Origin of the sequence: Pseudomonas sp. ADAK21 (assembly GCF_012935735.1) — a bacterium.
In the GTDB taxonomy this organism is placed as follows: domain Bacteria; phylum Pseudomonadota; class Gammaproteobacteria; order Pseudomonadales; family Pseudomonadaceae; genus Aquipseudomonas; species Aquipseudomonas proteolytica.
On the sequence record NZ_CP052857.1, the window covers coordinates 4,328,515 to 4,342,225 of the forward strand.

General features: G+C 61.6%; 11 protein-coding genes. 9 read left to right on the forward strand and 2 right to left on the reverse strand.

The genetic code is table 11. The features are described from left to right. Nucleotides 1-13 precede the first annotated feature (13 nt). Together HKK57_RS19685 and HKK57_RS19690 are read left to right on the forward strand one after the other, a co-directional pair. A complete protein-coding gene (locus HKK57_RS19685) occupies nt 14-1,033 on the forward strand; it encodes an alpha-ketoacid dehydrogenase subunit beta (protein ID WP_029296703.1) in 1,020 nt (339 codons plus the stop codon). Further along, complete coding sequence (locus tag HKK57_RS19690) at nt 1,030-2,133, forward strand: acetoin dehydrogenase dihydrolipoyllysine-residue acetyltransferase subunit (RefSeq protein ID WP_154907017.1); 1,104 nt, start codon at nt 1,030-1,032, stop codon at nt 2,131-2,133. Before HKK57_RS19685 ends, HKK57_RS19690 begins: the two co-directional genes overlap by 4 nt. Nucleotides 2,134-2,247: 114 nt before the next feature. Here the strand turns inward: HKK57_RS19690 and HKK57_RS19695 are convergent, their stop codons facing one another. Further along, nucleotides 2,248-3,144, reverse strand: a complete 897-nt coding sequence (locus tag HKK57_RS19695) for a helix-turn-helix domain-containing protein (RefSeq protein ID WP_029296700.1) — start codon at nt 3,142-3,144, stop codon at nt 2,248-2,250. 138 nt (nt 3,145-3,282) lie between these two features. Here HKK57_RS19695 and HKK57_RS19700 point away from each other — a divergent pair, with 138 nt between their 5' ends. From HKK57_RS19700 to HKK57_RS19715, 4 genes are all read left to right on the forward strand, one after another. Further along, nucleotides 3,283-4,641: a glutamine synthetase family protein gene (locus tag HKK57_RS19700; protein ID WP_029296698.1), complete on the forward strand. Its 1,359-nt coding sequence runs from the start codon at nt 3,283-3,285 to the stop codon at nt 4,639-4,641. Between the two features lie 31 nt (nt 4,642-4,672). Continuing rightward, nucleotides 4,673-5,761 (forward strand): polyamine ABC transporter substrate-binding protein, encoded by a 1,089-nt coding sequence (locus tag HKK57_RS19705; RefSeq protein ID WP_154907018.1) that lies wholly within the window; start codon nt 4,673-4,675, stop codon nt 5,759-5,761. Continuing rightward, nucleotides 5,758-7,053 carry an NAD(P)/FAD-dependent oxidoreductase gene (locus tag HKK57_RS19710; RefSeq protein WP_169390605.1) on the forward strand — a complete coding sequence of 432 codons (1,296 nt, stop codon included), beginning with the start codon at nt 5,758-5,760 and terminating at the stop codon, nt 7,051-7,053. The genes HKK57_RS19705 and HKK57_RS19710 overlap by 4 nt, the downstream gene beginning before the upstream one ends. Nucleotides 7,054-7,149: 96 nt before the next feature. Then, complete coding sequence (locus HKK57_RS19715; RefSeq protein ID WP_029296693.1) at nt 7,150-8,505, forward strand: MATE family efflux transporter; 1,356 nt, start codon at nt 7,150-7,152, stop codon at nt 8,503-8,505. A 50-nt stretch (nt 8,506-8,555) separates the two neighbouring features. Here the strand turns inward: HKK57_RS19715 and HKK57_RS19720 are convergent, their stop codons facing one another. Continuing rightward, nucleotides 8,556-9,362, reverse strand: coding sequence for a trypsin-like peptidase domain-containing protein (locus tag HKK57_RS19720; RefSeq protein ID WP_169390606.1), 807 nt, complete (start codon nt 9,360-9,362; stop codon nt 8,556-8,558). Nucleotides 9,363-9,574: 212 nt separating this feature from the next. Between HKK57_RS19720 and HKK57_RS19725 the strand changes: the two genes are divergently transcribed. From HKK57_RS19725 to HKK57_RS19735, 3 genes are all read left to right on the forward strand, one after another. Then, on the forward strand, nt 9,575-10,075 hold the full coding sequence (locus HKK57_RS19725) for a sigma-70 family RNA polymerase sigma factor (protein ID WP_029296689.1): 501 nt from the start codon (nt 9,575-9,577) through the stop codon (nt 10,073-10,075). A 32-nt stretch (nt 10,076-10,107) separates the two neighbouring features. After that, a complete protein-coding gene (locus HKK57_RS19730; protein WP_169391220.1) occupies nt 10,108-11,076 on the forward strand; it encodes a FecR family protein in 969 nt (322 codons plus the stop codon). 96 nt (nt 11,077-11,172) lie between these two features. Beyond that, on the forward strand, nt 11,173-13,578 hold the full coding sequence (locus tag HKK57_RS19735) for a TonB-dependent siderophore receptor (protein ID WP_169390607.1): 2,406 nt from the start codon (nt 11,173-11,175) through the stop codon (nt 13,576-13,578). Nucleotides 13,579-13,711 lie beyond the last annotated feature (133 nt).

A 13,711-nucleotide genomic window follows, 5' to 3' on the forward strand; every position in this document is an offset into this window, starting at 1 on the left:
CGGAGAGAATTTTATGGCTCGCAAAATCAGTTATCAGCAAGCAATCAACGAAGCCCTGGCCCAGGAAATGCGCCGCGACCAGAGCGTGTTTATCATCGGCCAGGACGTGTCCGGCGGCACCGGCGCCCCGGGTGAGCAGGATGCCTGGGGCGGAGTGCTGGGGGTGACCAAGGGCCTGTACCCGGAGTTTCCCGAGCGCGTGCTGGATGCGCCGCTGTCTGAAGTCGGTTACGTGGGCATGGCCGTTGGCGCCGCCACCCGGGGCATGCGCCCGGTGTGCGAGTTGATGTTCGTCGACTTTATCGGCTGCTGCCTCGACCAGTTGCTCAACCAGGCCGCCAAGTTCCGCTACATGTTCGGCGGCAAGACCACCACGCCCCTGGTGGTGCGCGCCATGTACGGCGCCGGCCTGCGTGCCGCGGCCCAGCATTCGCAGATGCTCACCTCGATGTGGACGCACATCCCTGGCCTGAAGGTGGTCTGCCCGGCCACGCCCTATGACGCCAAGGGCATGCTGATCCAGGCGATCCGCGACAACGACCCGGTGATCTTCCTCGAACACAAGATGCTCTACAGCCTGCAAGGCGAAGTGCCGGAGGAGCTGTACACCGTGCCATTTGGCGAGGCCAACTTTGTGCGCGAAGGCAACGATGTGACCCTGGTGACCTACGGGCGCATGCTGCATATCGCCCTGGAAGCCGCGGCCAACCTGGCGCGCCAGGGTATCGACTGCGAGGTGCTGGACCTGCGCACCACCAGCCCACTGGATGAAGACAGCATCCTTGAAAGCGTGGAGAAAACCGGGCGCCTGGTGGTGATCGACGAGTCCAACCCGCGCTGCTCCATCGCCACGGACATCAGCGCCCTGGTGGCCCAGCGTGGTTTTTCGTTTCTGCGCGCGCCGATCGAGATGGTCACCGCGCCGCATACCCCGGTGCCGTTTTCCGATGCCCTGGAAGACCTGTACATCCCCAATGCGGCGAAGATCGAGGCCGCTGTGCGCAAGATCGCTGACAAGAGGACTGCGGCATGATCCATACCTTGACCATGCCCAAGTGGGGCTTGTCGATGACCGAAGGCCGGGTCGATGTCTGGCTCAAGCAGCCGGGCGACCGGGTGGAGAAGGGCGAGGAAGTGCTCGACGTGGAGACCGACAAAATCTCCAGCAGCGTCGAGGCGCCGTTCAGTGGCGTGCTGCGCCGGGTACTGGCGCAGAGCGATGAGACATTGGCGGTCGGCGCATTGCTGGGCATTGTGGTGGAAGGTGAAGCCACGGAGGCAGAGATCGATGCGGTGATCGACAGCTTCAATGCCGGCTTTGTCTCCAGCAGCGCCGAGGCACAGGCGTCGGGGCCGAGCGCGCAGAAGGTCGAGCTGGATGGGCGCCTGCTGCGTTATCTCGACCTCGGCGAGGGCGGCACGCCGCTGGTGCTGATCCATGGTTTTGGTGGCGACTTGAACAACTGGCTGTTCAACCATCCGGCCCTGGCCGCCGAGCGCCGGGTGATTGCCCTGGACCTGCCGGGGCATGGCGAATCGGGTAAGCACTTGCACAATGGCGATGCCGAGGAATTGAGCCAGGCGGTGCTGGCGTTGCTCGATCACCTCAACCTCGAACGCGTGCACCTGGCTGGGCACTCCATGGGCGGGCTGGTTTCGCTGACGGTGGCGAGCCAGGCGCCGGAGCGCGTAGCGTCGTTGGTGCTGATCGCCAGCGCCGGCCTGGGCGCGGATATCAACGGCGATTACCTGCAGGGATTCACCGAGGCCAATAACCGCAACGCGCTCAAGCCGCAGTTGGTGCAACTGTTCAGTGACCCGGCATTGGTCACGCGGCAGATGCTTGAAGACATGCTCAAGTTCAAACGGTTGGAAGGGGTGGATCAGGCGCTGCGCCAACTCAATGCCAAGCTGTTCGATGGTGGGCGGCAGATGCTGGATTTGCGCGCGGTGGTAGGGCAGCAGCCGAGCCTGGTGATCTGGGGCAGTGACGATGCCATCATCCCGGTGCGGCATGCCCAGGGGTTGCAGGCCCAGGTGGAGGTCTTGCCGGGGCAGGGGCATATGGTGCAGTTGGAGGCGGCGGAGCAAGTGAATCAGTTGCTGAGTCTCTTCCTCAAATCTCAAGCCTGATAGCAATCAAATGTGGGAGCGGGCTTGCTCGCGAATACGGTGGGTCAGTCAGACATTCATTGCCTGATACACCGCTTTCGCGAGCAAGCCCGCGCCCACAGGGTTGACCGTGTATCAACCATGACGCTTGAGGGTTTCGCTGGGCAGTTCCTTGAACAGCGCCCGGTAGCTATTGGAAAACCGCCCCAGGTGCCAGAACGACCAATTCATCGCCACCTCGGCCACCGTGGTGGTGGCTGAACTCAACAACTCGCGCCGCGCGCCGTTCAATCGGCGCAGGCGCAGCCATTGTGCCGGGCTCATCCCGGTGTAGGTCTTGAAGCCTTGCTGCAACTGTCGCAGCGGCACACCGGCAATCTGCGCCAGTTGCAGCAGGTTGACCGTTTCATCCGGCGCATCTGCCGCCCACTCGCCAATGCGTGCCATCAACTGGCGTTCTGCGCCGCGTCGCTGCAATGAGTGGCGGTCCAGGCAGACACAGGCGTTGTCGAGAATAAACAGGCAATCGTCCAGCAGTTGCCGGGTGAGGGCGTCTCGGCTGATCGGGTCGACCGCACAGGCCAGGCGCGTCAGGGTGCCACTGAGCCAGCGGCTGAACAGCGCGTTTTGCTGGCAGGTCAACGGGGCCATGAACAAACTTTCGAGGCTGGCCACATCCAGGCCATGGCGCTGCACAAATTGCGGGCCGAACACCACCGCCACTTCACGGTAGTTTTCCGGGGTGATCCAGGTATTGCGGCTTTCGCCATTGAGCAGATACAGCGCGTTGTCGCTGCCGTCGAAACAGAAGGCGAGTGAGCCCGGGGGCGCGTTGAAGTGCTGCTCGACACGGGTATTCATGCACTCTTCGTACACCTGCACACCCTGCAGGTCGAGGTAGCGCACCTGCCCGGCAAAATGCCCTGGGGACATCTGTTGGTACTGCTGCACCCAACCGGGTGTTGCACTGCATTGAGCGGCCACATCACCGGTGGTGAAGGCCTGTACGCGCAAAGCTGTTGCCTGTGTCATGGGTGATCCGTGCGCACTCTATTGGTGCGTTGTGGTTCGTGCAAAGTGGATAGATGCCCTTCGAAGACTGGCCCAAGATAGACCTCAATGCGCCGGGAGTACAACTCGGCGCAGCATCCAACCCATGCCGAGGTCTTTATGAATGCCCCTTTCGATCAGCTGTCCACCTGGCTGAAAGAACACAAGATTACCGAAGTCGAATGCGTGATCAGCGACCTGACGGGCATTGCCCGCGGCAAGATCGCGCCCACCAACAAGTTCCTGCATGAGCGCGGCATGCGCCTGCCGGAAAGTGTGTTGCTGCAAACGGTAACCGGGGACTTTGTCGACGACGATATCTATTACGACCTGCTGGACCCGGCCGATATCGACATGATCTGCCGCCCGGTGGCCAACGCCACTTATGTGGTGCCGTGGGCCATCGAACCCACCGCCATCGTGATCCACGACACCTTCGATAAACAGGGCAACCCCATCGAACTGTCGCCGCGCAACGTGCTGAAAAAGGTCCTGCAGCTGTATACGGACCAGGGCTGGCAGCCCATTGTCGCGCCGGAAATGGAGTTTTACCTGACCCAGCGCTGCGAAGACCCGGACCTGCCGCTGAAAACCCCGGTGGGCCGTTCCGGGCGTGCCGAGACCGGGCGCCAGTCGTTCTCCATCGACGCGGCCAACGAGTTCGACCCGCTGTTTGAAGATGTCTATGACTGGTGCGAAGCCCAGGGCCTGGACCTCGATACGCTGATCCACGAAGACGGCCCGGCGCAGATGGAAATCAACTTCCGCCACGGCGACGCCCTCGACCTGGCCGACCAGATCACCGTGTTCAAGCGCACCCTGCGCGAAGCCGCGCTCAAGCACAATGTGGCCGCGACCTTTATGGCCAAGCCTGTGGCCGACGAGCCGGGCAGCGCCATGCACCTGCACCAGAGCGTGGTGGATATCGCTACCGGCCAACCGGTGTTTGTCGACGCTTGCGGGCAGATGAGCCAGCTGTTCTTGCAGCACATTGGCGGGCTGCAGAAATACATCCCGATGCTGCTGCCGATGTTCGCGCCCAACGTCAACTCGTTCCGCCGCTTCCTGCCCGACACCTCGGCGCCGGTCAACGTGGAGTGGGGCGAAGAAAACCGCACCGTCGGCCTGCGTGTACCGACCTCCAGCCCCGACGCGATGCGCGTCGAAAACCGCCTGCCGGGGGCCGATGCCAACCCCTACTTGGCCATCGCCGCCAGCCTGCTGTGCGGCTACCTGGGAATGATCGAAAAGATTCAGCCAAGCGCGCCGGTGGAAGGCCGCGCTTATGAACGCCGCAACCTGCGCCTGCCGATCACCATCGAAGATGCCCTGGCGCGCATGGAAGCCTGCGACACGGTCAAGCAGTACCTGGGGGACAAGTTTGTGCGGGGTTACGTCGCGGTGAAACGTGCCGAGCATGAGAATTTCAAACGGGTGATCAGCTCCTGGGAGCGTGAGTTCCTGCTGCTGAGTGTCTGACTCCACCACCAACCATAAAAAAGGTGTCGATATGCGTCTCGTCAAACAGCTTCTCCCGTTGGCCCTGGCCGCAGTGTTCAGCAGCGCCAGCCACGCCGCACCGACGGTCAGTGTCTACAACTGGACCGATTACATCGGCGAGACCACCCTGGCCGACTTCCAGGCCAAGACCGGGATCAAGGTGGTCTACGACGTGTTCGACTCCAATGAAACCCTGGAGGGCAAGCTGCTGGCGGGGCGAACCGGGTATGACGTGGTGGTGCCGTCCAATCACTTTTTGGGGCGCCAGGTAAAGGCCGGGGCGTTCCTCAAGCTGGACCGCGCGCAATTGCCCGACTACCCGAACCTGGACCCCAAGCTACTCAAGCTGCTGGAGCAGAACGACCCCGGCAATGCGCATGCGGTGCCGTACCTGTGGGGCACCAATGGCATCGGCTACAACGTCGACAAGGTCAAGCAAGTGCTGGGCATCGATCACATCGATTCTTGGGCAGTGATGTTCGAGCCCGAGAACCTGAAGAAGCTGCAGCAATGCGGCGTGGCGTTCCTGGATTCGGCGGATGAAGCGTTCCCGGCGATCCTCAACTACCTGGGCATGGACCCGCGCAGCGAGAAGGTCGGCGACTATGAAAAGGCCGAGGCCAAGTTGCTGACCCTGCGCCCGTACATCACCTATTTCCATTCATCCAAGTACATCTCGGACCTGGCCAATGGTGATATCTGCGTGGCCTTCGGCTACTCCGGTGATGTGTTCCAGGCGGCCAACCGCGCCAAGGAAGCCAAGAACGGGGTGAACATCGCCTATTCGATCCCCAAGGAGGGCAGCAACCTGTGGTTCGACCTGCTGGCGATTCCCGCAGACGCCACCAACCCGAAAGAGGCCCACGCGTTTATCAACTACCTGCTGGACCCTGAGGTTATTGCCAAGGTCAGCACCTATGTCGGCTACGCCAATCCCAACCTGGCGGCGAAGGCCTTCATGGCCCCGGAACTGGTGAATAATCCCGAGGTGTACCCGCCCCAGGAGGTGCTCGACAAACTGTACATTTCCACCACCCCCAGCCCGGCCATCATGCGTGTGATGACCCGCGCCTGGAGCAAAGTGAAGTCCAACCGATGAACCAGTCCCACGACCACGCCCGCTCCTATTACCTGGCTTCGGCCAATGCCATGCCCGAACGCCCAGCGCTGGCCGAGGACTTGAGTGCCGATGTGTGTGTGATCGGCGGCGGTTTTACCGGCGTCAACACCGCCATCGAACTGGCCCAGCGCGGCCTTTCGGTGATCCTCCTGGAAGCCCGGCGTATTGGCTGGGGCGCCAGTGGGCGCAATGGTGGGCAGTTGATCCGGGGGATCGGCCATGATGTCTCGGGTTTTGCCCGGCATGTGGGTGAGGAAGGCGTGCGATACCTGCAACGGGCCGGGATCGATTCGGTGGCGTTGGTGGGGGAGCGTATCCGTGAGCATGGAATCGACTGCGACCTGCGCTGGGGCTTTTGTGAGTTGGCCAATACGCCGGCGCAATTTGCCGCGTTCAAGGGCGAGCAGCAAAGCCTGGCTGCTCTGGGTTATAAGCCTGAAACCCGGCTGGTGGCGGCGCAGGATATGGCGCAGGTGGTCGGCTCTGAGCGGTACGCCGGTGGTTTGGTGGACATGGGCTCGGGCCACTTGCATCCGCTCAACCTGGTGTTGGGCGAGGCCCGCGTGGCCGAGGCGCTGGGCGTGCGGATTTTCGAGCAGAGCCCGGCGCTGCAACTGAGCCATGGCGACACCGTGCAGGTGCGCTGCGCCAGCGGCACTGTGCGGGCTGCCAGCCTGGTATTGGCGTGCAATGCACACCTCGAGGAACTGGAGCCACGCCTGAGCGGCAAGGTGCTGCCGGCCGGCAGCTATATCATCGCTACCGAGCCATTGCCGGCCGCGCTTGCCGATGAACTGATCCCGCAGAACCTGGCGCTGTGCGACCAGAAAGTCGGCCTGGACTATTACCGGCTCTCGGCGGACCGTCGGTTGCTGTTTGGAGGTGCCTGTCATTACTCAGGGCGCGACCCGCTGGATATCGCCGCTTATATGCGCCCGAAAATGCTCAAGGTGTTTCCACAGTTGGCCACTACCGCCATCGAGTTCCAATGGGGCGGCAAGATTGGTATTACCGCCAATCGCTTTCCCCAGGTCGGTCGGTTGCAGCAGTACCCCAACGTGTTTTACGCCCAGGGCTATTCGGGGCATGGGCTTAATGTCACCCACTGGTGCGCGCGGCTGCTGGCCGAAGCGATCCATACCGGCCACAGCCAGGGCCTGGAGACCTTCAGCCGGGTGCCACATATGACGTTCCCGGGCGGCAAGGCCTTGCGCTCGCCTTTACTGGCGCTGGGCATGTTGTGGTACCGGCTGCGGGAAATGCTGGGCTAGGGCTTGTGAGCGGGAGGGCGGTTTAAAACACAGCATGATCGGATCCAATACGCTATAAACCCTCGGTCGCTGTGTAAATCCGAGGCCCCGCTTTTCATGCAGAACCCTTTGCAACGCCCGCTGTGGCAGGTCTACCTGTTCTTCCTTGCGCCGATGGTGCTGTCCAACTTCCTGCAGAGTTTTTCCGGCACCCTCAACGGTATCTATGTTGGGCAGATGCTCGGCACCCAGGCGCTGGCGGCGGTGTCGGGGATGTTTCCCATCGTGTTCTTTTTTATCGCCCTGGTGATCGGCCTCGGGGCGGGCGCTTCGGTGCTGATCGGCCAGGCCTGGGGCGCGGGCGAAACGGCGTTGGTCAAGGTCATCACCGGCGCGACCCTGACCCTGGGCGCGTTGATCGGGCTGATCGCTGCTGTGCTCGGCAGCCTGTTCGCGCGTCCGGCGATGCAAGCTTTGGGCACGCCGTTGGATGTACTGGACGACGCGGTCGGCTATGCCCAGGTGATGATGCTGATCATGCCGTTGTTGCTGGTGTTCATTCTCTACACCCAGCTGCTGCGGGGCGTGAGCGATACGGTGTCACCGCTGCTGGCGCTGATCGTTTCGACGGTGGTTGGCCTGTTGCTGACCCCGGCCCTGATCCGCGGCTGGCTCGGGCTGCCGCCCATGGGGATCCAGAGCGCGGCCTATGCCGGCCTGGCGGCGAATGCCGTGGCCATGTTGTTTCTGGTGCTGCGCCTGCGCCACAAAAACCACGTGATGGCGCCGGACCGCCTATTGCTGGCGGCCTTGCGCCTGGACCGGGCGATCCTCGGCAAGGTCCTGCGCATCGGCCTGCCCACGGGCTTGCAGATGGTGGTGCTGTCGTTGTCGGAGCTGGTGATCCTGGCACTGGTCAACGGCCACGGCTCCCAGGCCACAGCGGCGTATGGCGCGGTCACGCAGATCGTCAACTACGTGCAATTTCCGGCGCTGTCGATTGCCATCACCGCCTCGATCCTCGGCGCCCAGGCCATCGGCGCCGGGCGCCTGGAACGCATCGGGCCGATCCTGCGCACCGGGCTTGCGATCAACCTGTGCCTGACCGGTGGCCTGATCCTGCTCGGCTACGCCTTGTCCCACTGGCTCCTGGGCCTGTTCATCACCGATGACCAGGCGCGGGTCCAGGCCGAACACCTGCTGCACATCATGCTCTGGAGCATTCTGGTGTTTGGCTTCCAGGCGGTGATAGGCGGGATCATGCGCGCCAGCGGCGTGGTCCTGATGCCGGTGGCGATCTCGATCTTCTGTGTGTTGGGCGTGGAGCTGCCGGTGGCGTATCTGCTCAATGCACGCTTCGGTCTGGAAGGGGTGTGGATGGCGTTCCCGGTGACCTATTTGGTGATGCTTGGTTTGCAGACCGCGTATTACCGGTTGGTGTGGCGGCATAAGCAGATTAAGCGGTTGGTGTGAGCGGGACCCCCTTATGGCAGACACCTACCGCTGGTCGGGAGGTGAAAGCCCTATAGCGATAGCGCGTATCGAATATGTTCGATACGCGTGGCGATCAACGCACAGACTTTTGATGAGTGGCCCCAGACCATTCCGGTAATTCGTGCGTCTTCAGGTTGCCAATCTCCGCCCTGTTGTGTGACCTCAACAAATCTGGTGTTCCATACCAGAGAACCGCTCATCCCATCTGGAGCGGAAAGTGGTGACTGATCTCCATCGATGAGTACCGACTTTTCCGGGTTGAAGTCCACGCAGAAGTGGTACTGCGGGTCGGCCTCACTTTCCTCCTCTTTGATGGCTTCGTTGAATTCACATTCATGAGTGAATAACCCTACCCCTCGTTTTAGGTGGCTACCGAAGGAAACGATGGCGTCGGATCCAGAGAATCCGTAGATGTAGAGCACCTCTTCGTCCACGGGGTGATGAGACGTATCGAACAATTTCAAGGGTGCAGCTTTTGCTTGATGGGGAGGGCTGGTCCAACTATCAGGATGCAGAGCGAGCGCAGCAGCATCAATTTTTAGGGGGGCGGCACCAAAATCGCCAACAAGTTTCTGGGCATTTGATGCTCCGAACTTGGTGAGTGCCAATCTGCCAAGACGACGGCCCTTGGCGACATGTTCGCATGTAAGAACGTAATGCCGACCTTTCAGAGAGAAGAATGAACCTGTTCCATAATGCCGGCCTGGGGGGGTATTTTTGTCGTTGCGTTCGATCAGCGTTATGGCATTGATAAATGGTTCGACATAGCTGGCCATCAGTTCAAGTTGTATGCGTGACATTCCCCCGAAGTATTCCTGTTTATCTAGATCTGGCATGCCGTACTCCTTTTGTGATGGACCGTGGACGTGAAATTCAACTCTGTGTTCAATGTCCCGAAGACAGCTATTGGATTGCCATAGAGCTTCCTGTGTTGGGAGTCTGGGGCTAGTGAACTCGTGCAGCAAGGCCAGTGGATGCGACGGCAAGCAATTGCTCTGCTTAATAGGAAGCATTACTATTCACGCCCCGCCTATCCAGTGCACCCCCGATGACTCCCCAGCCGCCCCGCAGACCAGGCTTTTTCGCGTACTACGAAGAGTTGGTCGGGACCTGGACGCGTCGCCTGCGCAATCGCCAACAGGCCGAGGATCTGGCCCATGACACGTTTGTGCGGGTCTTGGAGTCCAAGTCGGCGCTGGTCGAGCAGCCGCGCGCGTATCTGCACCAGACGGCGCGCAATATTGCGGTGGATGCCTATCGCCGTGCGGACCGGCACGACGCGGTGGCGTTGCAGGCCTTTGAACCGAGTGCGTCGCACAGTGGCGACCCGGAGCATTTCATGCACGCCGTGCAGTTGGCGGACTCCATCGAGCGGGCCCTGGCTGAATTGCCCCTCAATTGCCGCAAGATTTTCATCTGGCAAAAGATCGAGGGCCTGACCCAGCAGGAAATCGCCGAGCGCCTGGGGCTTTCTAAAAACATGGTGGAAAAGTATATGATCCGCACCCTGCGGCATCTGCGTGACCGCCTGGACGCGCTGGCCCCATGACCAATGCCCGCTTTGAAACAGGATCTTCCATGATGGATACCCGTGAGTGTGCCTGTGGCAGCGCAACGGTGCGTGACGAGGCGGCGCAGTGGTTCGTGCGTTTGCAGGACCCACCCTTGAGCGTTGAGGACCAGCATCTTTTTGACGCCTGGCGTGGGGAGCATCCTGCGCACCAGTATGAATTCGAGGTGCTGCAAGGGCTGTGGAGCGTCGCCGACCTGCTGCCCAGGCACCGTTTGCAGGCTCTGGTCGAGACGCCTGTACCGCGCAAGCGCCGTGCGCTGGTGCGCTGTGCCATGGCAGCGAGTGTGCTGGCGGTGTCCGTGGGCCTGGGGTTGTTCAGCGGCCTGGACCATCCGGCAGTGTACGACGCGCAGTTCAGCACGGTGTTGGGTGAGCGTCGCCAGGTGGCGTTGCCCGACGGCTCGCTGATGAACCTCAATAGCCGCAGCGTGGTGGCGGTGCACTACGAAAAGGGCCAGCGTGGGATTGAGCTCAAGCAAGGCGAAGCGCTGTTCAGCGTCGAGCACGACAGCAGCCGACCGTTCGTGGTGCAGGCTGGGGCAGGGCAGGTGACGGTCACCGGTACCCGGTTTGATGTGCGCCGCGACGATGACCAGACCCGCGTGGTGGTCGAGGCCGGAACGGTCAAGGTGCAAGGGCATGCCGCGCAGCCGGTGGTCACACTGACGGCGGGCCTGGGTACATCGATCGACAACCAGGGCGCGGTCGCGGCGGCCCACCCGGTCAACGCCCAGGCCCTGCTGGCTTGGCAGACCGGCAAGCTGGTGTTCAACGACGCCAGCCTGGCAGAGGTGGCGCGGGAAGTCTCGCGCTACCGCGAAAAACCCTTGCGGGTCAGCACTGCGGCCAGCGAGTTGCGCCTGACCAGCGTGTTCAAGTCCAACGACACCGATGCCTTGCTCAAGGCGTTGCCGCACATCCTGCCGGTGGCCCTGCGCACGTTGCCTGACGGTAGCCAGGAAATAATTTCACGCTAGGTTCAGGTTTTTTTCGAGTTCTTCGTCTTCTTGTCCAACTGCAACTGGTTTGCATTAACCGACGCGCTCTCTTGGCATCACTGGACTAGGTACGACGTGAAAACACTCGCTGCGAACAACAATAAAACCTCCCGTTGGGCCCCCCTTGCCCTGGCCTTGGCAGTCACTGCCGCCATGCCTGTGGCCTACGCCGACGAGGCCATTCATATCAAGGCCCAGCCCCTGGGCGCGGCGCTGAGCCAATTGGGCCAGCAAACGTCGCTGCAAGTGTTTTTCAGCCCGCAGATGGTGGCCGGCAAACACGCCCAGGCCGTCGACGGCAACCTGTCGCCGGAACAGGCCCTGCGCCAGCTGCTGCAAGGCAGTGGCCTGGACTATCAGATCGATTCGGGCTCGGTGACGTTGCATCCAGCCTCCACGGGCACCGGTGAAGCCGGTTCACCCCTGGAACTGGGCGCCACCGCGATCAAGGTCGTGGGTGATTGGCTGGGCGACGCCAATGCCGAAGTGGTGCAGAACCATCCCGGCGCGCGTACCGTAATCCGCCGCGAAGCTATGGTGGAGCAGGGCGCGATGAACGTCGGCGACGTGCTGCGCCGGGTTCCCGGGGTGCAGGTGCAGGAAGCCAACGGCACCGGCGGCAGCGATATTTCCCTCAACGTCGGCGTACGCGGCCTGACGTCCCGCCTGTCGCCGCGTTCCACCGTGCTGATTGACGGGATTCCCGCGGCGTTCGCCCCCTACGGCCAGCCGCAGTTGTCGATGGCGCCGATTTCCGCCGGCAACCTGGAGAGCATCGATGTAGTACGCGGCGCCGGTTCCGTGCGTTATGGACCGCAGAACGTTGGCGGTGTGATCAACTTCGTGACCCGCGCGATCCCCGAGACCTTTTCCGGCGAAGTCGGCACCACCCTGCAAACCTCTTCCCATGGCGGCTGGAAACATGTCGACAATGCCTTTATCGGGGGGACCGCAGACAACGGCATCGGCATGGCGCTCTTGTATTCCGGGGTCAATGGCAACGGTTATCGCGACAGCAACAACGGTAACGACATCGACGATGTGATCCTCAAGACCCACTGGGCTCCGACCGACCAGGATGACTTCACACTCAACTTCCATTACTACGACGCCCGGGCCGATATGCCGGGAGGCCTGACCCAGCAGCAGTTCGACGCCAATCCTTATCAGTCGGTGCGCGACTGGGACAACTTCAGCGGCCGGCGCAAGGATGTGTCGTTCAAGTACATCCGCCAGGTTGACGACCGTACCCAGGCGGAAGTGCTGACGTACTACTCCGACAGCTTTCGTGGCAGCAACATCGCCAGCCGTGACCAGCAGACCCTCGGTTCGTTTCCTCGCACCTACTACACCTTTGGCATCGAGCCACGGGTGTCCCATGTGTTTGACCTGGGCCCGACCAGCCAGGAAGTCAGCGTCGGCTACCGCTACCTGAAAGAAGGCATGCACGAGCAGGCCAGCACTCTGAGACTGGTCAACAACGTCCCCACCCCGGTCGGTCAAAATGACGGCCACGTTTATCAGGACCGTACCGGTGGCACCGAGGCCAACGCGTTCTACATTGATGACAAAATCGACGTCGGCAAATGGACGATCACCCCAGGTATCCGCTTTGAAAGCATCCGCACCGAATGGCACGACCGCCCGGTAGTGGGCTTGAACGGCACGCGTACCCAGGAGAAGCACCGCGAGATCAAGAACAACGAACCGCTGCCGGCCCTGAGCGTGATGTACCACGTCTCCGATGCCTGGAAACTGTTTGCCAACTACGAAACGTCCTTCGGCAGCCTGCAGTATTTCCAATTGGGCCAGGGCGGTAACGGCGACCAGACAGCCAATGGCCTGCAACCGGAAAAGGCCAAGACCTACGAGGTCGGCACCCGCTACAACGATGAGGTCTGGGGTGGCGAAGTCACGCTGTTCTATATCGACTTCTCCGATGAGCTGCAGTACGTCAGCAATGACGTGGGTTGGACCAACCTCGGCGCCACCAAACACACGGGTATCGAAACCTCGGCCCACTACGATCTGTCCAATCTCGACCCACGCCTGGAGGGCTTGAGCGCCAACGCCGGCTTCACCTACACCAGGGCGACTGCCGAGGGCGATGTGGCGTTCAAGGGCCGAGATCTGCCGTTGTATTCGCGCCAGGTGGCGACCCTGGGGCTGCGATACGCGGTCAATCACTGGACCCACAACCTGGACGCCTACGCTCAGTCCGGCCAGCGCGCACCCGGCACCACCAGCACCTATATCACCCAGCCGACCGCTGACGGCCAGTACGGTGATATTCCGGGATATGTGTCGGTCAACGTGCGCAGTGGCTATGACTTTGGCGCCCAACTGTCGAACCTGAAACTGGGCGTGGGGGTAAAAAACCTGTTCGACCAGCAGCACTACACCCGTTCCAGCGACAACAACGCCGGGATTTACCTGGGTGAGCCGCGTACGTTCTTTGTGCAGGCGAGCGTGGGCTTCTGATCAGGTGACGGCTGCGTCGCCGCGCCTCGAACGAGCCGCGGCGATGTGCCTGCTGATCCAAGACGGCTGCTGACGCACTTCAGCGTTTTTCCTTGTACCGCCGCGTATAAACCTGACGATTCTTCTGCGCAGC